This window comes from Stenotrophomonas sp. STK16_22 (assembly GCF_051984505.1).
GTDB classification, from domain to species: Bacteria; Pseudomonadota; Gammaproteobacteria; order Xanthomonadales; family Xanthomonadaceae; genus Stenotrophomonas; species Stenotrophomonas maltophilia_A.
This window is the reverse complement of sequence record NZ_CP196972.1, coordinates 1,737,789-1,761,707: the sequence shown is the minus strand read 5'-3', so window position 1 is coordinate 1,761,707 and position 23,919 is coordinate 1,737,789. Positions and strand designations below refer to the sequence as shown.

At 66.2% G+C, this 23,919-nt stretch carries 27 protein-coding genes; 7 read left to right on the top strand and 20 right to left on the bottom strand.

Translation table 11 applies throughout. The features are described from left to right. Positions 1-28 precede the first annotated feature (28 nt). Positions 29-2,563, bottom strand: coding sequence for a TonB-dependent receptor (locus ACSYAO_RS08140; RefSeq protein ID WP_194434587.1), 2,535 nt, complete (start codon positions 2,561-2,563; stop codon positions 29-31). 216 nt (positions 2,564-2,779) lie between these two features. On the opposite strand from ACSYAO_RS08140, the gene upp reads away from it, so the two are divergent. Further along, entirely contained in the window at positions 2,780-3,412 is a 633-nt protein-coding gene (gene upp, locus ACSYAO_RS08135; RefSeq protein WP_005409099.1) for a uracil phosphoribosyltransferase, read from the top strand. 63 nt (positions 3,413-3,475) lie between these two features. Here upp and ACSYAO_RS08130 read toward each other — a convergent pair whose 3' ends face one another. Continuing rightward, a complete protein-coding gene (locus ACSYAO_RS08130; RefSeq protein ID WP_024956419.1) occupies positions 3,476-3,955 on the bottom strand; it encodes an SRPBCC family protein in 480 nt (159 codons plus the stop codon). Then, a complete protein-coding gene (locus ACSYAO_RS08125) occupies positions 3,936-4,361 on the bottom strand; it encodes an ArsR/SmtB family transcription factor (protein ID WP_223846393.1) in 426 nt (141 codons plus the stop codon). The genes ACSYAO_RS08130 and ACSYAO_RS08125 overlap by 20 nt, the downstream gene beginning before the upstream one ends. A gap of 60 nt (positions 4,362-4,421) precedes the next feature. Between ACSYAO_RS08125 and ACSYAO_RS08120 the strand changes: the two genes are divergently transcribed. Then, positions 4,422-4,715 (top strand): PsiF family protein, encoded by a 294-nt coding sequence (locus ACSYAO_RS08120; RefSeq protein ID WP_005412985.1) that lies wholly within the window; start codon positions 4,422-4,424, stop codon positions 4,713-4,715. Positions 4,716-5,023: 308 nt separating this feature from the next. Here ACSYAO_RS08120 and ACSYAO_RS08115 read toward each other — a convergent pair whose 3' ends face one another. The 6 genes from ACSYAO_RS08115 to rsmD all read right to left on the bottom strand — a co-directional run bounded on the left by ACSYAO_RS08115 (position 5,024) and on the right by rsmD (position 9,840). Next, on the bottom strand, positions 5,024-5,911 hold the full coding sequence (locus tag ACSYAO_RS08115; protein WP_005412984.1) for an MBL fold metallo-hydrolase: 888 nt from the start codon (positions 5,909-5,911) through the stop codon (positions 5,024-5,026). A 121-nt stretch (positions 5,912-6,032) separates the two neighbouring features. After that, positions 6,033-7,763, bottom strand: coding sequence for a gamma-glutamyltransferase (gene ggt / locus ACSYAO_RS08110; protein ID WP_005412983.1), 1,731 nt, complete (start codon positions 7,761-7,763; stop codon positions 6,033-6,035). Then, positions 7,760-8,041, bottom strand: a complete 282-nt coding sequence (locus ACSYAO_RS08105; protein ID WP_004153175.1) for a YfhL family 4Fe-4S dicluster ferredoxin — start codon at positions 8,039-8,041, stop codon at positions 7,760-7,762. The genes ggt and ACSYAO_RS08105 overlap by 4 nt, the downstream gene beginning before the upstream one ends. Positions 8,042-8,173: 132 nt before the next feature. Next, positions 8,174-8,665, bottom strand: coding sequence for a hypothetical protein (locus ACSYAO_RS08100; RefSeq protein WP_005409092.1), 492 nt, complete (start codon positions 8,663-8,665; stop codon positions 8,174-8,176). A 60-nt stretch (positions 8,666-8,725) separates the two neighbouring features. Next, positions 8,726-9,235, bottom strand: coding sequence for a pantetheine-phosphate adenylyltransferase (gene coaD, locus ACSYAO_RS08095; RefSeq protein WP_005409091.1), 510 nt, complete (start codon positions 9,233-9,235; stop codon positions 8,726-8,728). 26 nt (positions 9,236-9,261) lie between these two features. Further along, positions 9,262-9,840 (bottom strand): 16S rRNA (guanine(966)-N(2))-methyltransferase RsmD, encoded by a 579-nt coding sequence (gene rsmD, locus ACSYAO_RS08090; protein ID WP_099562575.1) that lies wholly within the window; start codon positions 9,838-9,840, stop codon positions 9,262-9,264. 670 nt (positions 9,841-10,510) lie between these two features. Here rsmD and htpG point away from each other — a divergent pair. After that, entirely contained in the window at positions 10,511-12,403 is a 1,893-nt protein-coding gene (htpG, locus tag ACSYAO_RS08085; protein WP_076739258.1) for a molecular chaperone HtpG, read from the top strand. A gap of 139 nt (positions 12,404-12,542) precedes the next feature. Here htpG and ACSYAO_RS08080 read toward each other — a convergent pair whose 3' ends face one another. Then, entirely contained in the window at positions 12,543-12,842 is a 300-nt protein-coding gene (locus ACSYAO_RS08080) for a hypothetical protein (protein ID WP_012479775.1), read from the bottom strand. Positions 12,843-12,971: 129 nt separating this feature from the next. Here ACSYAO_RS08080 and ftsY point away from each other — a divergent pair, with 129 nt between their 5' ends. From ftsY to ACSYAO_RS08065, 3 genes are all read left to right on the top strand, one after another. Continuing rightward, positions 12,972-14,288 carry a signal recognition particle-docking protein FtsY gene (ftsY, locus tag ACSYAO_RS08075; RefSeq protein ID WP_012479774.1) on the top strand — a complete coding sequence of 439 codons (1,317 nt, stop codon included), beginning with the start codon at positions 12,972-12,974 and terminating at the stop codon, positions 14,286-14,288. Positions 14,289-14,371: 83 nt separating this feature from the next. Then, the gene (mutY, locus tag ACSYAO_RS08070) at positions 14,372-15,496 is read left to right on the top strand and encodes an A/G-specific adenine glycosylase (RefSeq protein ID WP_065183333.1); all 1,125 of its coding nucleotides are present in this window, start codon (positions 14,372-14,374) and stop codon (positions 15,494-15,496) included. Between the two features lie 5 nt (positions 15,497-15,501). Continuing rightward, on the top strand, positions 15,502-15,771 hold the full coding sequence (locus ACSYAO_RS08065) for an oxidative damage protection protein (RefSeq protein ID WP_005409085.1): 270 nt from the start codon (positions 15,502-15,504) through the stop codon (positions 15,769-15,771). Between the two features lie 96 nt (positions 15,772-15,867). Here ACSYAO_RS08065 and ACSYAO_RS08060 read toward each other — a convergent pair whose 3' ends face one another. The 10 genes from ACSYAO_RS08060 to ACSYAO_RS08015 all read right to left on the bottom strand — a co-directional run bounded on the left by ACSYAO_RS08060 (position 15,868) and on the right by ACSYAO_RS08015 (position 22,941). Continuing rightward, positions 15,868-16,326: a DUF6491 family protein gene (locus tag ACSYAO_RS08060; protein WP_060379931.1), complete on the bottom strand. Its 459-nt coding sequence runs from the start codon at positions 16,324-16,326 to the stop codon at positions 15,868-15,870. A gap of 221 nt (positions 16,327-16,547) precedes the next feature. Continuing rightward, positions 16,548-17,261 (bottom strand): lipoprotein-releasing ABC transporter ATP-binding protein LolD, encoded by a 714-nt coding sequence (lolD, locus tag ACSYAO_RS08055; protein WP_076739259.1) that lies wholly within the window; start codon positions 17,259-17,261, stop codon positions 16,548-16,550. After that, positions 17,254-18,495 (bottom strand): lipoprotein-releasing ABC transporter permease subunit, encoded by a 1,242-nt coding sequence (locus tag ACSYAO_RS08050; protein ID WP_049395491.1) that lies wholly within the window; start codon positions 18,493-18,495, stop codon positions 17,254-17,256. Before ACSYAO_RS08050 ends, lolD begins: the two co-directional genes overlap by 8 nt. 23 nt (positions 18,496-18,518) lie before the next feature. Then, complete coding sequence (locus ACSYAO_RS08045) at positions 18,519-18,968, bottom strand: hypothetical protein (protein WP_076739260.1); 450 nt, start codon at positions 18,966-18,968, stop codon at positions 18,519-18,521. Further along, a complete protein-coding gene (locus ACSYAO_RS08040; RefSeq protein WP_049406791.1) occupies positions 18,919-19,167 on the bottom strand; it encodes an FAD assembly factor SdhE in 249 nt (82 codons plus the stop codon). Before ACSYAO_RS08040 ends, ACSYAO_RS08045 begins: the two co-directional genes overlap by 50 nt. A gap of 97 nt (positions 19,168-19,264) precedes the next feature. Then, complete coding sequence (locus ACSYAO_RS08035) at positions 19,265-20,050, bottom strand: succinate dehydrogenase iron-sulfur subunit (protein WP_005409079.1); 786 nt, start codon at positions 20,048-20,050, stop codon at positions 19,265-19,267. A 66-nt stretch (positions 20,051-20,116) separates the two neighbouring features. Continuing rightward, complete coding sequence (sdhA, locus tag ACSYAO_RS08030; protein ID WP_005409078.1) at positions 20,117-21,907, bottom strand: succinate dehydrogenase flavoprotein subunit; 1,791 nt, start codon at positions 21,905-21,907, stop codon at positions 20,117-20,119. A gap of 31 nt (positions 21,908-21,938) precedes the next feature. After that, positions 21,939-22,325 carry a succinate dehydrogenase, hydrophobic membrane anchor protein gene (gene sdhD / locus ACSYAO_RS08025; RefSeq protein ID WP_005409077.1) on the bottom strand — a complete coding sequence of 129 codons (387 nt, stop codon included), beginning with the start codon at positions 22,323-22,325 and terminating at the stop codon, positions 21,939-21,941. After that, positions 22,322-22,714 (bottom strand): succinate dehydrogenase, cytochrome b556 subunit, encoded by a 393-nt coding sequence (sdhC, locus tag ACSYAO_RS08020; protein WP_005409076.1) that lies wholly within the window; start codon positions 22,712-22,714, stop codon positions 22,322-22,324. Before sdhC ends, sdhD begins: the two co-directional genes overlap by 4 nt. A gap of 56 nt (positions 22,715-22,770) precedes the next feature. After that, positions 22,771-22,941, bottom strand: a complete 171-nt coding sequence (locus ACSYAO_RS08015) for a DUF1674 domain-containing protein (RefSeq protein ID WP_005409075.1) — start codon at positions 22,939-22,941, stop codon at positions 22,771-22,773. A 39-nt stretch (positions 22,942-22,980) separates the two neighbouring features. On the opposite strand from ACSYAO_RS08015, the gene ygfZ reads away from it, so the two are divergent. After that, positions 22,981-23,856, top strand: a complete 876-nt coding sequence (gene ygfZ, locus ACSYAO_RS08010) for a CAF17-like 4Fe-4S cluster assembly/insertion protein YgfZ (protein WP_076739261.1) — start codon at positions 22,981-22,983, stop codon at positions 23,854-23,856. Positions 23,857-23,919: the final 63 nt, after the last annotated feature.

The window sequence follows — 23,919 nt, the reverse complement described above, 5'->3', positions numbered from 1 at the left end:
GTGGCCAGCAGGGTGATGCGAGGCCCGCTCACAGTGCCACCTTCAGGCCCAGTGCGTAGGTGCGGCCATATTCTTCCATCTGCAGGGTGCGCGAGCGCGTGCCCTGGTACAGTTCCAGCGGCTTGTCCAGCAGGTTCTGTGCCTCGAAATACATGCTCACGCGCGGAGTGAACCTGTAGTCAAGCGAGAAGTCGAGCTGGGTGTTCGGCGCTACGTAGATGTCGAAGGCACGGCCGGCACCAAGGGTATCCAGGTACTCGCTGCGGTGTACGGCTGCCACGCGGGTGCTCAGGCCGTACTTCTCATAGCCGATGTGCGCGCTGTACACGTTCTTCGAGGCGCGCGGCAGGGTGAAGTCCTCACCGGCGCGCTTGGCCAGGCCCGGGTCGAAATCAGTGTCCAGCCAGGTGCCGCTGGCACCCACCAGCAGGCCATCCCAGCCAGCCGGGAGGAACGACAGCTGCTGCTGCCAGTTGAACTCGGCGCCACGCACCTTGGCCTTGTCGCCATTGACCGAGGTCACCACCGGCAGGCCGTCGTAGATGCCGTCGGCGCCGGCCTGGCGGACCTGCACGATGTAGCCGTCGATCGACTTGTGGAACACGCCCAGCGAGAGGATGCCGCTTTCGCCGATGTACTTCTCCACCGACAGGTCGATGTTGGTCGACTCGTACGGATCCAGCTCCGGGTTGCCCAGGCGCACTTCATTGTCGTTGCGGGCCAGGCCGATGCGCGGCGAGGCATCGCCGAAGCCCGGGCGCGCCACCGTCTTGTTGGCGGCGAAGCGGAACACCCAGTCGTCGCTGGCGTCGTAACGCAGGTGCAGGCCCGGCAGTACGTTGTTGTAGCTCTTGCTGGCGGTGACCCGGGTCGCGGTGTAGGAGCGCCCGTCCTTGGCCACGTCCACGCGATTGCCTGTGGCGCTGAAGCGGGTGTTCTCCACACGCACGCCGCCGATCACGCGCAGCGCACCGATGTCCCAGGTGCCCATCGCATAGCTGGCGAACACGTCTTCGCGCGCGGTGTAGTCGCCTTCCAGAGACGTCGCGGCGTTGCCACCGACATCCTGCGGACGCGCGCTGTATTCGCCACCGTGCTGCGACCAGTAGCTGCGCATCGCCGATGAGTCCATGCCCTGCCCCATCGGGCCGTGGCGATGTTCCGGCGAGCCGGTCGTCCAGTCACTGAGCTTGATCGCCGGACCCACGCGCAGCGACGCCTCATCGACATTCACGTCACGGTCGCGCCAGCGCCCGAGCAGGCCGAACTTGTAGCTGCTGTTGTCGCCGTCGAAGCGGATATTGACCTGCGCGCTGCGCTCCTCGTCGTCCACCTTCTTCGGCTTGGCCACCACACGGTCGAACTTGTAGTTGGCGTTGTCCAGCCACTGGTCGTTGTCGAAGGTGTAGGCGGGCAGGCGACTGCGCTGGTCCAGCGTGCCATTGAAGGCCTTGCCGTTGAGCTTGAAGCGCGATTCGATCTCGTCGTCCACGCGTTCTTCGGTGCGGGTATAGCCGATCTTGTAGTCCAGTACCGCGTCGGTCAGCTTGTTCTCGCCACCCAGGCTGGCGGCGAAGGTGTTCTCTTCCTTGGTCCGGTAGCGCATGCGCTTGTCGATCGAATCCTTCGGCATGCCGGCAAGTCGATACTGGTCGGTGCCGGTGGCGATCATGTCGGCGCTGTTGAAGTTGAAGATCACGCGCTGGCGGGTTTCGGCATCGTCGAACTGGCTGTACAGCGTGCGCAGGTAGTAACGGCTGTCCTCGTTCGGGCGCCAGTCGAAATTGAGGTTGGCGCCGATGCGCTTGCGCTCGATCTCGTACTTGCGGTTCTGCAGGTTCAGCGCGGTGATTTCGCCCGGGCGGGTGGTGGTCGGATCCTTGTTCCCGCTGACATCACCGTACTCCACTTCGCTGTTGTCCGATTCGAACGTCCGCTTCTGGTAGTTCACGCCGGCGGCGATGCCGAAGGTGTCGTTGAACACTTCGCTGTAGTTGAAAGCGGCCTTCGGGCTGGTCTCGCCCGAAAGCTGCTGGTGGCTGCCTTCGATCTTGCCACGCAGGCTGCGGCCCTCGCGGTCGAACGCCGAGGCGGTCTCGACCAGGATCGCGCCGCCAATGGCGTCGCCCGGCATGTCCGGGGTCGGTGATTTGACCACGCGCAGGCGCTCGGTCGAATCGGACGGGATCACGTCCATCGGTGCGGCGCGGCTGGAGTTGTCCGGTGTGCCGATGGCGATGCCGTCGACGCTGACGCTGTTGAGGTTGGCATCCAGTCCGCGCACGACCACGTAGCGGCCCTCGCCCTGGTCGCGCGTCACGCTGATGCCCGGCAGGCGTTGCAGCGACTCGGCCACGTTCTTGTCCGGGTACTGGCCCAGCGCGTCGGACGACACCGCATCCTCGATGGCGTTGCTGCTGCGCTTGAGGTCCACCGCGCGGATCTGCGATTCAAGCTGGGCGCGCACTTCAATGCGGTCCAGGTCGACCGCATCGGCGGCCACTGCACCGGTGGCGGCAACCGCCTGCTGCCCGGCGGCCTGCAGTGGTGCAGCAGCCCCCATCGCCAGGGTCAGGGTGATGGCAACGGCCAACGGAGTCTTGATATGCACTGGGAATCCCCATTCCTGTTAAGAATGGGTCTGCACGGTATGTCCGCAAGGTTGCATGGCAATGACATGCATCTGCACATTTCATGCGGGCCGTCTCCGGCCCCGGTTTGGGGTTGGGCGCCCAATCCGGCAAAATGGCGTCCTCTCTCCTTATCCCCCTTCCCGACCATGAAGATCGTCGAAGTGCGCCACCCGCTGGTGCAGCACAAGATCGGCCTGATGCGCAACGCTGCGCTCAGCACCAAGGATTTCCGCGAACTGGCCAACGAGCTCGGCACGCTGCTGGCCTACGAGGCCACCGCCGACCTGGACACCGAGCCGCACACCCTGCCCGGCTGGGCCGGTCCGGTCACCGTGCAGCGCATCGCCGGCGCCAAGATCACCGTGGTGCCGATCCTGCGCGCCGGCCTGGGCATGCTCAGCGGCGTGCTGTCGCTGATCCCGGCGGCACGCGTCAGCGTGGTCGGCCTGCAGCGCGATGAGGAAACGCTGCAGCCGGTGCCCTACTTCGAGCGCCTGACCGGCCGCCTGGAAGAACGCGACGCGCTGATCCTGGACCCGATGCTGGCCACCGGCGGCACCCTGATCGCCACGATCGACATGCTCAAGCGTGCCGGCGCCCGCCGCATCAAGGGCATCTTCCTGGTGGCCGCGCCGGAAGGCATCGAAGCAGTCAAGGCCGTGCATCCGGACGTGGAAATCTACACCGCGGCCATCGATGCCCAGCTCAACGACAAGGGCTACATCCTGCCCGGCCTGGGCGATGCCGGTGACCGCATCTTCGGTACCCGCGTCGGCTGAGCCGCCGAACCGGGGTCGGATCCCTTTCGCAGAAAGGGCTCTGACCCCACCCCGGATGCCGGCCTACAGGCCGGCCGCGAACGCTTCCAGCTGGCCGATGACGGTGTTCCAGCCGTCGAAGAAGCCCATCTGCTCATGCTGGTCGCGCAGGGCCTTGTCCGGGTGCATCACCTGCGCGGTGTAACGACAGCCCTGGCCCTCATCCTCCATCGAGATGATGGCGGTGAAGCCCAGCCACGGTGACTGCGGCCGCCAACCCGGGCCCAGCATCGAGGTGAACACCAGACGCTGCTGCGGCACGATCTCCAGAAAGCTGCCCGGGTTGTCACTGCTGCCGCCGTCGGGGCCCTGCATGAAGGTGTGGAAGGCGCCGCCCGGGCGCAGGTCGAAGGCACGCACTTCGGTGGACCACGGCTTCGGGCACCACCACTGGCGCAGCAGCTCCGGGTCGGTCCACGCCCGCCACAGGGCGGCGCGCGGTGCGTTCAGTACGCGACTGATGACCAGATCGGTCTCGGGGTTGTTACCTGCGTCTACGGCCATGGGCCTGCTCCTGTCGGTGAAGGGTTTCGACAAACTCGACCATGCGGTCGGCGCGCGTTTCCCATATGGCACGTTGTTCGGCCAGCCATTGCTCGGCCTGGCCCAACCGTTCCGGCACCAGTTCGCAGGTGCGCACACGCCCCTGCTTGCGGCTGCGCACCACGCCACTGCGCTCCAGCACGGCCAGATGCTTCATCAGCGAGGGCAAGGCCATCTCAAAAGGCTCGGCCAAGGTCGACACCGTGCGCGGCCCCTGCCCCAGCGCCGCCACGATCGCGCATCGGGTGGGGTCGGCCAGTGCCTGGAACACGTCTTGAATGGCGGGATCATACTTACCCATATGGCTAATTAATACGCCGATCTGAATGCCCCTGCAAGCGGTCGCTGCCGAGGCACGATTCTTCACGTGGCGTTGCTGCCTGCAGGCCAATGCTCCGCGCACCCGCCACCGCCTGGAGTGCTCTCGATGAAAGCTTCTTTCCTGCTGGCCGCTGTCCTGCTGGTCGGCCTGCCCCTGGCTGCCAATGCCACCACGCCGCAGCAGCAGCGCATGGCCGACTGCTCGGCCAAGAACAAGGGCTTGAAGGGTGACGCCTACAAGACCGCGCAGAGTTCCTGCCTCAGTGGCCACGCTGCCGAAGCCAAGCCGGCCAACGCGCAACAGGAACGCATGCGCAAGTGCAACGCTGACGCGGGTGCCAAGAAGCTGGCCGGTGACGCGCGCAAGACCTTCATGAGCAGCTGCCTGAAGGCGTCGTAGCATCGCTCGTCCAGTTCAATCGAATGGGGGCAGAGCCCGTTGCACAGCAATGGCATTCGACCCCATTTGAATATCGATATCTGACAGATGTGCCGACCAACGGTCGGCACCCACCAATAGCCACCGGCCACCTGTCAGAGGTGGGGGCGGTGTGGGTGGGCAGGCGCCGTGGATGGCGCCATCGAGCCCCCATGGATGGGTTTACGGCGTGTCCTGACCACCCACACCGCCCCGCCATCCCACGGAATGCCGTTCTTGATCTTGCTTCGGCTTCTGCAGGTGCAGGGAACAGCCCTGCCGAACACCCGTCACCCCAGCGCGCGCGCCTTCAATTCACCCTGCTCGTGCAGGGTCACGAAACGCCCCTTGTCATCGCGACCCAGCTGCGCCAGCGCCACCTGCGGGTCGTGGGTGAAAAACAGATGCACGTTGCGCGCCAGCTTGTCCTCAAGGAACTGCCGCTTCTCGTCGATCAGGAGCTCGGCATTGCGGTCGTAGCCCATGGTGATCGGCACGTGTACCCATGAGCGCCCCGGGATCAGGTCGGCACAGAACACCACCCCGCCGTGCGCATCTTCGCCGGCGTGCGCGTGGCCGACGATCTCGGCCAGCATCAACCCCGGCGTGTGGCCATCGCTGTAGCTGAAGCGAACGCTGCGACCCAGAACCTTCGAATACTCGCCGTCCACTACTTCCAGGCGACCGCTGGCCTGCAGCAGGCCAGGCAGCTCCGGAATGAAGCTGGCACGGTCGCGCGGATGCGGCTGCATGGCGCGCTGCCAATGCTGCGCACCGACCACATAGGTCGCATTGGGGAACAGCAGTTCCGGCTCACGCCCTTCGCTCCATGCCGCCAGCAGGCCACCGGCATGATCGAAATGCAGGTGGCTGAGCACGACGACATCAATGTCCTCGTGCTCGAAACCTGCTTCGCGCAACGAATCGATCAGTACGTGCTGGCTTTCCTGCACGCCATAGCGCTCACGCATGCGCGGATCGAAGAACGCCCCGATACCGGTTTCAAACAGCACGGTCTTGCCTTCCAGCGGGCTGGCAAGCAGCGCACGGCAGGCCAGCTCGATGCGATTGAGCTCGTCCGGTGCCGCCCATTTTTCCCACAACGCGCGCGGCGCGTTGCCGAACATCGCGCCGCCGTCGAGGCGCTGCGAGTTTCCACGAATAGACCAGAGTTTCATGTGTCGATTATCGGCGCCGGCTCGTTAAATAATCGCTAGAAAGGAAACAGAAAACCCCGCCGTCAAGGGCGGGGTTTTCGGTAAACAGCCAGATTGGCGGCCAGCGGCCGGCACGACCGGATCAGCGTGCCGGCACGACCAGGGCGCTGCCCACCGGGTTGCGCGGGTCGCTGCCGCCAAACAGCTTGTTGGCCTTCCGGTCCCATTCCACGGTCTGCAGGTTGCCCCACACGTGGCTGGACCCGCGGCCCCCGGCGGCCACATTGCCCGGCAGGTCGATCTTGTGACCCATCGCCTGCAGCTGCTTCACCGTGGCCGCGTCGAATGCATCGTCCTCGGCTTCGATCAGGTCCGGCAGCCACTGGTGGTGATAGCGCGGCAGCGCGGCAACCTGCTGCGCGTCCAGGCCGGCGTCGTAGCCGAGGATGCCCAGCAGCACCATGGTGATGATGCGGCTGCCACCCGGGGTGCCCAGCACCACCACCTTGTCGGCGTTCTCCATGAAGGTCGGGGTCATCGAGCTGAGCATGCGCTTGCCCGCCTTCGGCGCATTGGCCTCGTAGCCCATCACGCCGAACGCGTTGGGCGTGCCCGGCTTCAGCGCGAAGTCGTCCATCTCGTTGTTCAGCAGCACGCCGGTGCCCTTCGGAATCAGCCCCGAGCCGTACAGCAGGTTGACGGTCTGGGTCGCGCCGACCCGGTTGCCGTCACGGTCGATGATCGAGAAGTGCGTGGTCTCGTCGTCTTCCAGCGGCGTCGGGTTGCCCGACAGCAGGTCGCTGGGCGTGGCCTTCTCCGGATGGATGGTCGCCCGCAGGCCCTGTGCGTAGTCCTTGCTGGTCAGCACTTTCTGCGGGATCTGCACGAAGTCCGGATCGCCGAGGAAGAAGGTGCGGTCGCGGTAGGCACGGCGCATCGACTCCACCACCAGGTGGGTGCGGTGCGCCGGGTCCATCTTGTTGATGTCCCAGCCTTCCAGGATCTGCAGCATGCTGGCCAGCGCGATGCCACCGGACGACGGCGGCGGAGCGGTGGTGATCTTCCAGCCGTTGTAGTTGAACACGATCGGTTCGCGCTGCTTCACGCGATAGCCGGCCAGCTCTTCAGCGGTCCACTGGCCGCCGGCCTGCTTCACGCCGGCCAGCAACAGCTTTCCGGTCTGGCCCTTGTAGAAGCCATCGAAGCCACCTGCGGCCAAGCGCTCCAGCGTCTGTGCCAGCTCCGGCTGCTTGAACAGGTCACCGCTGGTGATCGGCTTGCCGTTGCGCAGGTAGACCTCACGGGTGCCGGGATAGCGCTCCATCACCTCACGGCGAGAGGCATAGCCCTTGGCCATGCGGTCGTAGACCGGGAAGCCTTCGCGCGCGATGCGGATCGCCGGCTGCAGCGATGCAGACAGCGGCAGCTTGCCGTGCTTGGCCGACAGCTCGACCAGCGCCGCAGGTAGGCCCGGAATACCGGCCGACCACGCACCGTTGACCGAGCGGTCACGGTCGAGGTTGCCCTGCTTGTCGAGGAAGGCCTGCGGCGTTGCCGCGGCCGGCGCGGTCTCGCGCGCGTCCAGCATCACGTCCTTGCCGGTGGCCGCGTCGTGCAGCAGGAAGAAGCCACCGCCACCCAGCCCGGAACTGATCGGCTCGACCACCGCCAGCGTGGACGATACCGCCACCGCGGCGTCGAAGGCGTTGCCGCCCTGCGCCAGGATGTCGATGCCGGCCTGGGTGGCCAGCGCGTGGCCGCTGGCAATGGCCGCGCCGTCGGGGCGCTCGGCACGGGCCGGGCTGTCGGCCCAGGCAATCGGGCTCAGCAGCAGGCCGAGCAGCAACAGGGGGCGGACGATCAGCGTCTTCATTCGGATGGGGGCTCCGCATAGAGTTCGGGGTGATCGTGCTGCAGCTGGCGCAGCTTGGCCAGCAGCTGGTCTTCCGTTTCCACGATCTCCGGGTCCGGATCGATGCACTCGACCGGGCAGACGACCACGCACTGTGGCTCGTCGAAATGACCCACGCATTCGGTGCAGCGCGCAGGGTCGATCACGTAGATGGTTTCACCCATCGCAATGGCCTGGTTCGGGCAGGCCGGCTCGCATACGTCGCAGTTGACGCAGAGCTCGTTGATTTTCAGCGACACGGCGATACTCCTCGCCCGCGCCCTGGGACAAAGGACCGGCCAGCGCGGGCGCGCGGGCCGGTCAGGTCATCGGCGGCGCCCTTGCAGGACGCCGCCCGGGCCATGCCGGAGCATGGCCGCCATGGCTCGGTATTACTTGGCTTCGACGAAAATGTACTCGGCACCGGTCGGCTGGATGGCAGCCTGCACGCGGGCGTTGTCGGCCGACTGGCCGATGAAGACGACACGCACGCCCTTCATCGAATCCGGCGACACGTCCTTGAACACGGCCTGGATCATGTCAGCCATCTTGCCCGAGGCCGACGAACCGAAGGCCAGCATGTTGCCCGGCTGCACGCCACGGGCCACGGCCTGGGTCGCGCTCTCGGTCTGGCGCTCGTACTTGGCCTGGAAGTCCGGGTCCGATTCCGGCGAGAGGTAGTACAGGAACGGGCTGTTGGTGATATTGCCCATGTTCTGGATGGCCACTTCCTGCAGGTACTTCTTCCAGCCTGCATCATCATCCTTGGCCGGGGCGACCAGAGCCTGCTTGGCCTCGTCGACCGGAGCGGCCTCTTCCTTCTTGCAGGCGGTGAAGGCCAGGGCCAACGAAGCGATCAGCATCGCGCGCATGGTGGTGTTCATGGGTTTCCTCCCGGAATGGTGCGTGGTGTTGTACGTAATGGGGTGCGGGTACAGCGGGGCTTACGACTGTGCCGCCTTCGCTTCGCGGACCTTGCGCAGGGCTTCGAGCACCGCGGCCGGCACGAAGCCGGACACGTCGCCGCCCAGGCGCGCGATCTCGCGGACCAGCGAGGACGAAATGAAGCTGTGCTGCTCGGCCGGGGTCAGGAACAGGGTCTCGACCTCGGGGATCAGGTGGCGGTTCATGCTGGCCATCTGGAACTCGTACTCGAAGTCGGACACCGCGCGCAGGCCGCGCAGCAGCACCCCACCCTGGACCGAACGGACGAAATGGGCCAGCAGGGTGTCGAAGCCGATGACCTCGACGTTGCCATGGTGGCCGAGTGCGCCACGCGCCAGCTGCACGCGCTGCTCCAGCGGTAGCGCCGGGCCCTTGGACGGGCTCTGCGCCACGCCCACCACGACCTTTTCAAACAGCGGCGCGGCCCGGCTGACCAGGTCGATATGACCGTTGGTGATCGGGTCGAACGTGCCGGGATAGACGGCAATGCGGCGGTTGGCCACGGTCATGGGCGGATGCAGATGTTCAGATGAGGTCAAAGTGTAGCAGTGGCGCGGCGGTACAGGGCAAAGCGCACCTCGCGGGTGCCGCCCTCGCGGTGCAGCAGCCAGTCCGGCGGCAGCACCGGCACGTGGCCGGCCGGCGATTCCAGGTACAGCCAGGCATCGGCGGCCAAGTGCCGCGGCAGCTGCGCCAGCACGTCCTGCCACAGGCCATCGGCGAACGGCGGGTCGATGAAGACCAGATCGGCCTGCTGCGCGGGCGCGCCCTGCAGCCAGCGCAGGGCATCGGCCTGCACCACGGTGATCTGATCGGCGGCCTGGAGCTTCGCCACGGCCGCGCTCAGATTGCGTCCCAGCTGCGCGTCGCGCTCGACCAGGGTGGCGTGGGCGGCACCGCGCGAGACCGCCTCCAGGCCCAGCGCGCCACTGCCGGCGAACAGGTCCAGCACCCGCGCGCCGCCCAGTCTGGGCATCAACCAGTTGAAAAGGGTCTCGCGCACGCGGTCACTGCTGGGCCGCAGCCCCGGCAGGGTCGGCACCGGCAGGCGGGTATTGCGCCAGCGACCGCCGATGATGCGGACCTGGCCGTCATTGCTCCCACGGCCGCTCACAGGCGCCCCCGGCGGGGTTCATTCGAGAATTTCAGCATGAGCGGGATTGTAGTCGTCCGGGCGGCGCCCGGAACCCGCAGAGGCCGAAGCAACAGCCAGAGCAACGGCAAAAGCTGGTTTCCTGTGGGTAGGCGGGGTGGGCCAGGTTGTGGGGGACGCCGTAAACCCGTCCATGGGGGCTTGGCCGCGGCATCCATGCCGCGGACACCCCCACAACCTGCCCCACCCCGCCTTCGACAGTTTCCTGCGATCTGCCGGAACGTCTCTTGGGGTCAGATCCGTTTTCCTGCGGAAAACGGATCTGACCCCATTTGATGTATCGATATCTGACAGATGTGTCGACCAAGGTCGACACCTGCCAACAGCCGCGTGAACCTGTCAGAGGCGGGGCGGTGTGGGTTGGCAGGACCGTTGGCGCCATGGATGGCGCCATCGAGCCCCCATGGATGGGTTCACGGCGTGTCCTGCCAACCCACACCGCCCCGCCATCCCACGGATAGCCCGCTGCTGCTGCTGCTGCTGCTGTTGATGTTGCTGTTGCTGTTGCATCGGCCTCTGCAGGTGCAGGGCTGCAAGCCCTGCCGACCAACCCCTTGATTTCGGGACAATCAGCCATACCCCTTGGCGAGGCCGCACGCGCTGGCGCGGCATTGCACATGGAGCCCTATCGATGACCGAGACCACCCAGACCGAAACCCTTGGCTTCCAGACCGAAGTCAAGCAGCTGCTGCAGCTGATGATCCACTCGCTGTACTCCAACAAGGAGATCTTCCTGCGCGAGCTGGTCTCCAACGCCGCTGACGCTGCCGACAAGCTGCGCTTCGAAGCCCTGACCCAGCCGGCCCTGCTTGAAGGTGACAGCGAGCTGCGCGTGCGCGTCAGCTTCGACTCCGCCGCCCACACCATCACCATCGAAGACAACGGCATCGGCATGAGCCGCGCCGAGGCCATTGCCCACCTCGGCACGATCGCCAAGTCCGGCACCGGCGATTTCCTGCGCCAGCTGTCCGGCGACCAGAAAAAGGATTCGCAGCTTATCGGCCAGTTCGGCGTCGGCTTCTACAGTGCCTTCATCGTTGCAGACCAAGTGGAAGTGACCTCGCGCCGCGCCGGCCTGGCTGCAGGCGAAGGCGTGCGCTGGACCTCGCGCGGCGAAGGCGATTTCGAAGTGGCCACCATCGACAAGGCCGAGCGCGGCACCCGCATCGTGCTGCACCTGAAGGACGGCGAGCACGACTTCGCCGATGGCTGGCGCCTGCGCGGCATCCTCAAGAAGTATTCGGACCATATCGGCCTGCCGATCCAGATGCCGAAGGAAGGTGGCGAAGAAGGCGCCGCGGTCGAATGGGAAACCGTCAATCGCGCCAGCGCGCTGTGGACCCGCCCGCGCACCGAGATCAGCGACGCCGAGTACACCGAGTTCTACAAGCACGTGGCACACGACCACAGCGATCCGCTGGCATGGAGCCACAACAAGGTCGAAGGCAAGCTGGAATACACCTCGCTGCTGTACGTGCCCGGCCGCGCGCCGTTCGACCTGTATCACCGCGATGCCCCCAAGGGCCTGAAGCTGTACGTGCAGCGCGTGTTCGTGATGGACCAGGCCGAGCAGTTCCTGCCGCTGTACCTGCGCTTCATCAAGGGCGTGGTCGATTCCAACGACCTGTCGCTGAACGTCTCGCGCGAGATCCTGCAGTCCGGCCCGGTCATCGATTCGATGAAGGCCGCGCTGACCAAGCGCTCGCTGGACATGCTGGAAAAGCTGGCCACAGACAAGCCGGAGCAGTACGCCACGTTCTGGAAGGAATTCGGCCAGGTGCTGAAGGAAGGCCCGGCCGAGGACTACAACAACCGCGAGAAGATGGCCGGCCTGCTGCGCTTCGCCTCCACACGTGGCGACGGCGATGCGCAGAACGTGTCGCTGGCTGACTACCTCGGCCGCATGGCCGAAGGCCAGGACAAGATCTACTACCTGACCGGCGAGAGCTACAGCCAGGTGCGCAACAGCCCGCACCTGGAAGTGTTCCGCAAGAAGGGCGTGGAAGTGCTGCTGCTGACCGACCGCATCGACGAGTGGCTGATGGGCTACCTGACCGATTTCGACGGCAAGGGCTTCGTCGACATCGCCCGCGGCGACCTCGACCTGGGCGCGCTGGAAACCGAAGCGGACAAGCAGGAACAGGAAGCAGCGGCCAAGGACAAGCAGGGCCTGGTCGAGCGACTGAAGACGGTGCTGGGCGATGACGTGGCCGACGTGCGCGTCTCGCACCGCCTGACCGATTCGCCGGCGGTGCTGGCCATCGGCGAACAGGACCTGGGCCTGCAGATGCGCCAGATCCTGGAAGCCAGCGGGCAGAAGGTGCCGGACAGCAAGCCGGTGCTGGAGATCAACCCGGGCCATCCGCTGATCGCCAAGCTGGATGCTGAAGCCGATGGCGCGCGTTTCGACGATCTGGGCCGGGTGCTGTTCGACCAGGCTGCATTGGCCGCCGGCGACAGCCTGAAGGATCCGGGCGCCTATGTGGCGCGCCTGAACAAGCTGCTGCTGGAGCTGTCGGCCTGATCGACAAGGTGGTCGCCGGGCATGGCCCGGCGATGCTCTGGTAGAGGCCAACCTTGGTTGGCACCTGCCAGGGCGGATCGAGCGTGCCAACCAAGGTTGGCACCCACCACAGGCGGCGGTTGGCACTTGGCGAGCGGGTTCAGGCCTCGCGATCCAGCAGCGAGCCCAGCATCTGGTCCTGGCGTCGGATCACCGCGGCGTTGGAAGCGAAAGCCACCACCTCGGCTTTCGCTGCCAGCAGATCACCCAGTGGTGCACTGACATCGGCGCCGGTAGGGGTCACCGCGGCCTGCACCCCGCCCTGCTCCACCGTACTGCGTTGCAGCTGCAGGCGTTGGGCATCAGGAGTCGCCAGGTTGGCCACGTTGTGCGCGGCCACCTGCACGCCCTGCTGGGCCGCACGCATCCCGCCGAGGGCGATTCCCATCACGTTGTTCATGGCGGTCTCCGGACCGCCCTGCGCAGCCCTCCGGACCGGTTAACGGCCGGCCGGCCGCGACCTTGAGTCCACATCGGCCCGACAGGCCTGAGTGGTAGCATATCCCTCTGATTTCAGCGCCTTTTGCCAATGCTCAGTTTTTTCCGCCGCAAGAAGCCCCAGGATGCCCCCGCAACGGAGGCACCCAAGACCCAGCACTACTCGGCTGAAGAGCTGGCGGCGGCGTTTCCGTCGGCCGCGCCGGTCGAGGACAAGGAGCCGGCACCGGTAGCCGTACCGGCCGAGCCTGCACCGGTCGAGCCGCCCCCGGCAACCGCCGTTCCGGTCGCTGTCGAGCCCACCCCGGCGATTCCGGCCCCAGCCGCAGCGGTTCCGGCAGCTCCTGCGCCGACGGCGCAGATCGACGTCGCCCCCATCGCGACCCCGGCCATCGAACCGGCACCCGCACCGCTGCCCGAGCCCACCCCGGCACCGGTCACCGACGACCTGCCTGCTGCCGCCTCGGTCGACGCTGCTCCGGCTCCTGCCGGCAAGCCCGGCTGGCGCGAACGCCTGCGCAACAGCGTCATCGCGCGCAGCTTCGGTGGCCTGTTCTCGCGCAACCCAAAACTCGACGACGACCTGCTGGACGAGCTGGAAACCGCCCTGATCACCGCCGACGTCGGCGTGGGTGCCACCACCGATCTGGTCGAGGGGCTGCGCAAGCGCATGAAGTCGCGCGAGTTCGCAGATGCAAATGCGCTGCTGGCCGCGCTGCGCGCCGAGCTGATCGCGATCCTGCAGCCGGTGGCCAAGCCGCTGGTGATCGACCGCAATGCCAAGCCCTTCGTGGTGCTGACCGTCGGCGTCAACGGCGTTGGCAAGACCACCACCATCGGCAAGCTGGCCAAGCGTTTCAAGGATGAAGGCCACAGCCTGATGCTTGCCGCCGGCGACACCTTCCGCGCCGCCGCCGTCGCACAGCTGCAGGCCTGGGGCGAGCGCAACGGCGTGGCCGTGGTCGCCCAAGGGCAGAACGCCGATGCCGCTTCGGTGGCATTCGATGCGCTGCAGGCCGGCAAGGCCCGTGGCACCTCGGTGTTGATCGCCGATACCGCCGGCCGCCTGCACACCCAGTCCGGCCTGATGAACGAGCTGGGCAAGATCCGCCGCGTGCTCGGCAAGATCGACGCCACTGCACCGCACGAAGTACTGATGGTAATCGACGGCACCACCGGCCAGAACGCGCTGTCGCAGCTGCGCCAGTTCAATGCCGCGGTGAACGTGACCGGCCTGGTGGTGACCAAGCTGGACGGCACTGCCAAGGGCGGCGTGGTGTTCGCGCTGGCCCGCGAGTTCGGCATTCCGATCCGTTTCGCCGGCATCGGCGAGCGCCCGGAAGACCTGCGCGTATTCGATCCGGAAGCCTTCGTTGACGCCCTGCTGCCCGAAGCGCTGGGTGCCTGATAGACCGTGCAGCCACGCATGGCGTGGCTCTACTGCAGCCCGGTAGAGCCCCCCATGGGTGGCTGCCCACCTCCGGAATACCGATGCCCCGCCAGCCGCACGCCAGCGCCGGAACCACGCAGACCGACGACTTCGTCGCCCACCTGCTGCATTGGTTCGACGACCACGGCCGCCACGACCTGCCCTGGCAGCATCCGCGCAGCCCCTATCGGGTCTGGTTGTCGGAAATCATGCTGCAGCAGACCCAGGTGAGTACGGTCATCCCGTACTTCCAGCGGTTCCTGCAGCACTTCCCGACCCTGCCCGACCTCGCCGCCGCCAGCAATGACGCGGTGATGGCGCAGTGGGCCGGGCTCGGCTACTACGCCCGCGCACGCAACCTGCACGCGGCAGCCAAGCGCTGCGTGGAACTGCACGACGGCGACCTGCCACGTGACTTCGACGCGCTGCATGCCCTGCCCGGCATCGGCCGCAGCACCGCCGGTGCGATCCTCAGCCAGGCCTGGAACGACCCGTTCGCGATCCTCGATGGCAACGTCAAGCGGGTGCTCAGCCGCTACCACGGCATCGACGGCTTCCCGGGCCTTCCGGCCATCGAGAAGCAGTTGTGGGCGATCGCCGAGGCGCACGTGGCGCAGGTGCCGACCGGGCGCATGGCCGATTACACCCAGGCGCAGATGGACCTGGGCGCGACCGTGTGCAGCCGCGCCAGACCCGCCTGCGTGATCTGCCCACTGCAGGACGCGTGCGTGGCGCGCCGCGAAGGCCGCACTGCCGAACTGCCGACGCCCAAGCCCAGCAAGACCCTGCCCGAACGAGAAGCAGTGGCCCTGCTGCTGCGCGACCCCCAGCAGCGCGTGCTGCTGCAGAAGCGGCCGGACACCGGCATCTGGGCGCAACTGTGGACGCTGCCGCAGGCCGAGGCCGGCAGCGACCTGCAGGACTGGTTCGATGCGCATGTTGAAGGTTCGCTGGAAGACGCCGAGGAGTTGCCAGTGCTGCAGCACACCTTCAGTCACTACAGGCTGCACCTGCAGGTACTGTCGCGCCAGGTGAACGGCCTGCGCGTGGAAGAACCCACGTTGCGCTGGGTCGCCTACGATGAACTGCGCGCGCTGGGCCTGCCCGCGCCGATCCGCAAACTGCTCGACGGCGCGACGATCAAGACGCCAAAACGAACTTCCAAGAAACCCCGCAACCACGAGTGAGTGCCATGCCCCGAACCGTCTTCTGCCAGTACGAACAACGCGATGCCGAGGGCCTGGACTTCGTGCCCTACCCCGGCGAGCTGGGCCAGCGCATCTTCAACAACATCGGCAAGCAGGCCTGGGCTGCGTGGCTGGCGCACCAGACCATGCTGATCAACGAGAACCGCCTGTCGCCGCGTACGCCGGAACATCGCGCGTTCCTTGAAGGCGAACTGGTCAAGTTCCTGTTCGAGAAGGACGCGCAAAAGCCGGCCGGCTTCACTCCGGAAGCCTGACGCACAGGTAGTGCCGGCTGCGAACAAAAAAGGGGACGGAGGGGATTAAGTCGTTTGTACCACAAACGACTTAATCCCCTCCGTCCCCTTTTTTGATCATTTCGCCGGCGCGGTGTTTTCCTCGCGCTCCTGCACCTGCGCCTGGCGCAGCTCCTGCTCGGAAGCGCGTAGTGCCTTCACATCCAGCTTGCGGATGCTGTCGATGAAGCACGGCAGGCGCGGGCCGCCGGTAGGGTCGCGCACCAGCACCTTGTCGAAACGCGCCGAAACACGATTCATCTGGCTGGTCAGGCCGATGGCGGTGGCATATGGCAGATCCTGGCAGGGCCCCCTCAACTCCAGCAGGTAGGCCTCGCTGGGACGCGTCCATACCGCAAGCGCGCTGTCACCCAGCTCGGTCCAGCCATTGAGGGTGCCGAAGAACTGCATGTCGTTCTGCGGCGCACCGGCATGGGCACGGTACAGGTCAAGCTTCTCGGCGCTGCTGAGCCGGCCAGTGGTCGCACACGCGGCCAGCGCCAGGCAGAGTCCGGCCACCAGGAACGGGGTCTTCATGGCGATCTCCTCGGGGAACTGTCGCCATCATGCGCCCGGGCCGGCAACGCCGGCGCGACGACCGACAGCCCCATTCAGGCGCTGGTCGGCGGTCGACCAAGGCCGACCTCTACCAGAGCAGACCCAAGGCCCCGGATTCCGGAAGTCACCAACCTTGGTTGGCGCCTGCCCTGCAGGAGCAGCCGACCAGGGTCGGCTTCCACCAAAGCGGCCCCGGCGCCTCAGACGTCGGCATGGGCCAGTGCGTGCAAGCGCCCTTCGCGCAGCTCCAGCACCCGGTCGAGGCGGCGCGCCAGGCTGCGGTCGTGGGTGACCAGCACCAGGCTGGTGTGACGCGCACGATTCAGTTCCAGCATCAGCTCGAACACCGTGGCGGCCGTGCGGTCATCCAGGTTGCCGGTCGGCTCGTCACCCAGCACGCAGGCTGGGTGATTGACCAGTGCCCGCGCCACCGCAGCACGCTGCCGCTCACCACCAGACAGCTCGCCCGGCTTGTGATCCAGGCGGTGGCCGAGGCCGACCGCTTCCAGCAGCGTGGTGGCCCGGCTGCTCGCTTCTGCTACCGCAGTGCCAGCCAGCAGTACCGGCATCATCACGTTTTCCAGCGCGGTGAACTCCGGCAGCAGGTGATGGAACTGGTAGACGAAGCCCAGCGCCTGGTTGCGCAGCAGACCGCGCACGGTATCCGACAGCGCCGACATGCGCTGCCCGGTCACGTAGACCTCGCCGGCGGTTGGAATGTCCAGGCCGCCCAGCAGGTGCAGCAGCGTGCTCTTGCCGGCGCCGGAGGCACCGATGATCGCCACCGTCTCGCCGGCGGTCACGGTCAGGTCCAGGCCATCGAACACCGGGGTCTGCATGCGCCCTTCGGCGTAGGTCTTGCCCAGTGCTTCGGCGCGGATCACTTCGTCGCCGCGGTTGAAGACCTTATTCATAACGCAGGGCCTCCGCCGGCTGGGTGCGTGCTGCCCGCCAGGCGGGATACAGGGTGGCCAGGAAGCTCATCAGCAGCGCGACCACGGTGATCGCCACCACGTCGCCGGTCTGCATGTCGGTCGGCAGGCCGGTGATGTAGTACACATCCTCCGGCAGCAGCTTGACGTTGAACACGCTCTCGATGGCGCCGAGGATGCGCTCCAGGTTGAGGGTCAGGGTGATGCCGCCGATCAGGCCGGCCAGCGTGCCGAAGATGCCGATCAGCGAACCCTGCACCATGAACACCTGCATCACCCCGCCCGGAGTCAGGCCAAGGGTGCGCAGGATGGCGATGTCGGCCTGCTTGTCGGTGACCAGCATCACCTGCGACGACACCAGGTTGAAAGCGCCCATGGCGATGATCAGCGACAGCAGGATGCCCATCACTACCTTCTCCATGCGCAGCGAGTGGTAGAGGTTGGCGTTCTGCTGGGTCCAGTCACTTACCCGGTACGCGCCGCCGAGGCTCTGCGCCAGGTCCACGCCCACTTCCAGCGAGCGGTCCATGTCGTGCAGTTTCAGCCGCACGCCGGTAGCGCCATCGGAACGCAGCACGCGCTCCAGGTCCTGCATGTTGGCGAAGCCGACGCCGCGGTCGACCTCGTTGTAGCCGGCCTCGAAGATGCCGCTGACGGTGAAGCGTTTCATCCGCGGCACTGCGCCAGCAGGCGTGCCCTGCACTTCTGCAAAGGTCACCAGCACCTGGTCGCCAACGTCCACGCCCAGCCAGACCGCCAGCTCTTTGCCCAGCAGCACGTTGAAGCTGCCCGGCTTGAGGCTGTCATAGCTGCCCTTGGTGACCTTCTTGTCGATCACCGACACCTTCGGCTCCAGCGCCGGATCGATGCCTTGGATGATTGCGCCCTGCACGCGCGGGCCGCTGATCATCGACTGGATCTCGATGTAAGGCGCAGCACCGGCCACGCGCGGGTCCTTGCTGGCCACGTCGACCACGCGCATCCAGTCCGGCATCGGCTCGCCGTCGCGGCTGATGGTGGTGTGCGCGGTCATCTGCAGCAGGCGGCTGCGGATTTCCTTCTGGAAACCGCTCATCACCGCCAGGGTGGTGATCAGCACCGTCACGCCGAGCGCGATGCCCAGGATCGATGCCATCGAGATGAAGGAGATGAAGCCGTTGCGGCGCTTGGCGCGCAGGTAGCGCAGGCCAATGGCCACGGGAATGGGTTTGAACATGCAGGCACGCCGGTCAATTCAGCTTATGGTGCCATCGACCGGGGCCGACGGGAAACGCCGCGTGCGGCGACGGCCAGTCGCAGTTCACGTCGCTGCCCGGAATCGAGCACATCCGGCCAGAACAGCAGGCGCCGACGGCGCCGATCCTCACGCCAGAGCAACAACAGCCATGGCCCACGCACGACCAGTTGTGGTGCATCGACGCCCTGCCCGGCCACCTGCAGCGGCTCGGGCGGTACCGGCAGAAGCACCTGCACGCGTGGCCTACGCTGGCGCCAGGCCAGTTCGGCCAACCCGATGCCCCAGGCCAGCAACACCGCGGGCGTCAGCAGCCGGGGCGGTAGATCCGATGCGCGCAGCAGCCAGGGCGCGGCCAGCAGCACCGCCAGCTGGGCGGCGGCCTGCAGCCGTGAGGGCCGCCACTCAAGGCTTGAGGGCGAGGATCTTCTGCATGAGGGGGACTGCGTGCGCATGCGGGCAGGCCTCGTAGCCCATGAACCAGCGCCACAACTTATCGTCCTCGCAGTCGAGCAGGAACAGGAAAACCTCGCGCTCCTCGGTCGGCGCAGTGCTCCATTCGTGGTCGAGGTAACGGCCGAACAGCTGGTCCAGCTCGCGCATGCCGCGGCGGCAGCGCCAGCGCAGCTTCTTCAGCAGAACGTCTTCTTCCATCGTGTTTCTCCAGATGCAGCAAAGCCACGCATGGCGTGGCTCTGCTGGGAGGTGTAGCCACGCATGGCGTGGCTCTACCGGGTACAGCCGGACCGTATCAGGCGCGGCGTTCCATCATCAGCTTCTTGATCTCGGCGATCGCCAGTGCCGGGTTCAGGCCCTTCGGGCACGTCCGGGCGCAGTTCATGATGGTGTGGCAGCGGTACAGCTTGAACGGATCTTCCAGATCGTCCAGGCGCGCACCGGTGTCCTCATCGCGCGAGTCAATGATCCAGCGATAGGCCTGCAGCAGGATCGCCGGGCCCAGGTAACGCTCGCCGTTCCACCAGTAGCTCGGGCAGCTGGTCGAGCAGCAGGCGCACAGGATGCACTCGTACAGGCCGTCCAGCTTCTTGCGGTCTTCCGGCGACTGCAGGCGCTCACGGTCCGGCGGTGCCGGGGTCTGGGTGCGGATCCATGGCTTGATCGAGGCGTACTGCGCGTAGAAGTGGGTCAGGTCCGGAACCAGATCCTTGACCACGTTCATGTGCGGCAGCGGGTAGATCGGCACTTCCTTCTTGCCGCAGTCCGAGATGGCTCGGGTGCAGGCCAGGGTGTTGGTGCCATCGATGTTCATCGCGCACGAACCACAGATACCTTCGCGGCAGGAGCGGCGGAAGGTCAGGGTCGGGTCGATCTCGTTCTTGATCTTGATCAGGGCGTCCAGGACCATCGGGCCACAGGCGTCCAGATCAACTTCATAGGTATCGGTGCGCGGGTTGCTGTCGTCGTCCGGACTCCAGCGGTAGATCTTGAAGGTGCGCACGTTCTTCCCGCCGTTCTTGACGGGGAAGTGCTTGCCCTTCGTGATCTTGGAATTCTTGGGGAGTGAAAACTCGGCCATGGCTGCTCTCGTTGGCTCAGGCGGCCCGCGCCCTTGGGCGCGGATTGCATGGTAGGCGGGGTCGGATCAGTACACGCGCGGCTTCGGCGGCACCACGGACACGTCGTCGGTCAACGTGTACATGTGCACCGGACGGTAGTCGAAGCTGCACTTGCCCTTCTCGTCGACGCTGACCAGGGTGTGCTTCTGCCAGTTGACGTCGTCGCGGTCCGGATAGTCCTCATGCGCATGCGCACCACGGCTTTCCTTGCGCTGTTCGGCCGAGTTGATCGTCGCCACCGCGTTGAGCAGCAGGTTGTTCAGCTCGTAGGTCTCGATCAGGTCCGAGTTCCACACCAGCGAACGGTCGGAGACCTTCACGTCCTGGAACGAGTCGAAGATCTTGTCCATCTTCTCGCAGCCTTCCTTCAGCGTCTGGCTGGTGCGGAAGACGGCCGCGTCGGCCTGCATGGTGCGCTGCATGCGATCGCGGATGACCGAGGTCGGGGTATCGCCGTTGGCGTGGCGCAGTTTGTCCAGCAGGCCCAGCGCCTTGTCGCAGGCATCGGCCGGCAGCGGCTTGTGCGATGCGCCCGGCTTGATGGTCTCGGCGCAGCGGTTGGCCACCGCACGACCGAACACCACCAGGTCCAGCAGCGAGTTCGAGCCCAGTCGGTTGGCGCCGTGCACGGACACGCAGGCCGCTTCACCGATGGCGTACAGGCCCGGCACCACGGCATTGTCGTTGTCGCCGACCTTCTGCACCACTTCGCCGTGGTAGTTGGTCGGGATGCCGCCCATGTTGTAGTGCACGGTCGGGATGACCGGGATCGGCTGCTTGTGCACGTCGACGCCAGCGAAGATGCGGGCGCTTTCGGCGATGCCCGGCAGCTTGTCGTCGATCACGCCCGGGCCGAGGTGGGTCAGGTCGAGCAGGATGTGGTCCTTGTGCTCGCCGACGCCGCGGCCTTCGCGGATCTCGATGGTCATCGAACGGCTGACCACGTCGCGCGAGGCCAGGTCCTTGTAGTGCGGCGCGTAGCGCTCCATGAAGCGCTCGCCGCTGCTGTTGCGCAGGATGCCACCTTCACCGCGGACACCCTCGGTGATCAGGCAGCCGGCGCCGTAGATGCCGGTCGGGTGGAACTGCACGAACTCCATGTCCTGCATGGCGATGCCGGCACGCATGGCCAGGCCGCCACCGTCGCCGGTGCAGGTGTGTGCCGAGGTGGCGCTGAAGTAGGCACGGCCGTAGCCGCCGGTGGCCAGTACCACGCCCTGGGCGCGGAACAGGTGCAGGGTGCCGTCGGACATGTCCAGGGCCAGCACGCCGCGGCAGGCGCCTTCGTCGTCGAAGATCAGGTCGAGCGCGAAGTACTCGATCATGAAGCGCGCATCGTGCTTCAGCGACTGCTGGTACAGGGTGTGCAGCATCGCGTGGCCGGTACGGTCGGCCGCCGCGCAGGTACGCTGCGCCGCCGGGCCTTCGCCGTACTTGGTGGTCATGCCACCGAACGGACGCTGGTAGATCTTGCCTTCGGCGGTGCGCGAGAACGGCACGCCGTAGTGTTCGAGCTCGATGATGGCCGGGATGGCCTCACGGCACATGTACTCGATGGCGTCCTGGTCGCCCAGCCAGTCCGACCCCTTGATGGTGTCGAAGAAGTGGTAGCGCCAGTCGTCTTCGCCCATGTTGGCGAGTGCGGCCGAGATACCGCCCTGGGCGGCAACGGTGTGCGAACGGGTCGGAAAGACCTTGGTCAGGCACACGGTCTGCAGGCCCTTGGCGGCCAGGCCGAACGTGGCGCGCAGGCCGGCGCCGCCGGCGCCGACCACGACCATGTCGTACTTGTGTTCGGTGATCTTGTAAGCGGACATCTAATCTGGATTCCTGTGTTGGTGCCTGGGCTCAGGCAACGCCGAGGGCGATGCGGCCCACCGCAAACACACTGACGATCATGCCGAGCACGGCGACGAACTTCACCGCGGTCTGCAGCACCAGGGCCAGCAGCGATTCGTGGATGTAGTCTTCCAGCACGACCTGCATGCCGAGCTGCGCGTGCCAGAACATGGCGATCAGCAGGCCGATCAGCGGCACTGCGTTCCACGGCTTGGCCACGGCGGCGGCGGCGGTCGCGTAGTCCGAGCCCAGCAGGCCCAGCACGAAGACCAGGAACCAGATACCCAGCACCACCAGCGCGGCGGCAGTCAGGCGCTGATGCACGAAGTGCTCGGTGCCGGTCTTGGCCGAGCCAAGGCCACGCACGTTCTTCAACGGGGTACGGAACTTGCTCACGCGGCACCTCCGAACATCACATAGGCCCACACCAGCAGGGTGATCACCAGGCTGCCGGTGACCGACAGCCAGCTGCTGCGGATGAAGGCGGGGATGCTGAAGCCGATGGCGAAGTCCTGCACCACATGGCGGATGCCATTGCACAGGTGATAGGCGAACGACCATGTCCACGCGAACAGGAACACGCGGCCATACCAGGCCCCGGCATGGCCGGTGAAGCAGTTCCAGGACTCGGGCCCCATCATCAGGGCCAGCAGGCCGGCAGCGATGATGAGGGCACCAACAGACAGAAAGACGCCAGTGGCTCGATGCAGGATCGAGGTGGCCATCTGAATCTGCCAGCGATACACCTGAAGGTGCGGGGAAAGTGGGCGTTGTCTGGTCGCCATTCGCTGGGCTCGTTGTCTCGGCTGGGCGGCACGCGGCCGCGTTGGCTCAATGCTGATCAGAAATCGATGCAGCGTCCGTTTTTCTCCCAATCGCCATACCGCACCGGATCAAGTCCGCCGCGGCCGCCGAATTCTTCTGCTTTTTCCTGTTCCACGGGCACGGGTGCCGCGGGGACCAGCGGGGCTTCAGATTCGTCGTCGGGAGTGGGGGTTGTTTGGCCTATCATGTTCGGTCTCGCAACGCACAAATTTTAGACCTCGTTCACGTGCCTGACAACCTGCCCCCTGCTTTCGTCGGATATCCGCGCCTGCCCGGCCACCAGCTGCTGAGCCTGCAGGGCCCGGATGCGGCTGTCTTTGCCCACGCCCAGTTCAGCAGCGATGTCACCGCCCTGCCCCTGCTGCACTGGCAGTGGAGTGCCTGGTTGAGCGCCAAGGGCCGCACCCTGGCGGTGTTCCAGCTGCTGCGGTTGGCCGACGACCACCTGATGCTGGTGCTGGCGGATGGCGATGCCGATGCGATTGCGTCGCAACTGCAGCGCTTCGTGTTCCGCCGCAAGGTGAAGGTGCTGGTGCGCGATGATCTGGCGGCGGCCGGGGCATTCACTGCGCCCGAGGCCGCCAGCGGCGCTGCGATTGCGCAGGCCGCAGGTGATGGCTGGGAACTGGACCTGGGCAGCGATGCCCTGCCGCGCACCCTGCGCATTGGCGCCGCCGATGCCTTTGCAGCCGGCAGCGAAACCGATGAGGCCGCTTTCGCCCTGGCCTGGCGCCAGGCCGACCTGCGCTACGGGCTGCCGCGGCTGGAAGAAGGCCAGCGCGAGGTGTGGACCCCGCAGCAGCTGGGCCTGGACCGCCTGAACGGCTACAGCGTGAAGAAGGGCTGCTATCCCGGCCAGGAAATCGTCGCCCGCACCCACTTCCTCGGCAAGGCCAAGCGCGCGGTGCAGTTGCTGCATACCGCAACACCGGCACAGGCCGGCGATGGCGTGCAGCAGGATGGCGCGGCGCTGGGCACGATCGCCAGCGTGGCCGGCGACCTGGCGCTGGCGGTGCTGCCGCTGGAGGCCGGTGATGCTGACCTGCAGGTGGGTGATGCCATCGCGCAGCGCGTGCCGTTGCTGGATGGATTGGCACGCTGAAGCAGGTTGGTGGGGATCTGCACTGGTGGGTGCGGACCGTTGGTCCGCACGCCTGAAATGGTA